The following is a 263-nucleotide window of genomic DNA, read 5'->3' as shown; positions in this document are numbered from 1 at the left end:
AACCCACTGCCGCACCCGGGAATGCGCGCCATCGGCTCCGACCACCAGTGCCGCCAGCAAGGTATCCCCCTGCGCCAGCACTACGGGCGTCAGGCCGTCGGACTGACGGCTGTCGAGATATTGCACCGGCTGCGCGATCTGGGTCACCGCCGGGCACGAGGCCAGCTGCTGCCGCAACCCGGCCAGGGTTTCGCGATTTTCAACGATGTGGCCAAGGCAAGGAACGTGCAAATCGGCAGCATCAAAATTCACTTCACCGGTGC

The 263-nt window shown here is 64.6% G+C and carries 1 pseudogene; it reads right to left on the bottom strand.

What is annotated here, in order from left to right:
- A pseudogene (locus Q4563_RS20475) lies at positions 1–263 on the bottom strand (2-octaprenyl-6-methoxyphenyl hydroxylase); the annotation flags it as partial.

This window comes from Gilvimarinus sp. 1_MG-2023, assembly GCF_030548285.1.
The sequence above is the reverse complement of the archived record's forward strand: the minus strand, read 5'-3'. Positions and strand labels throughout refer to the sequence as shown.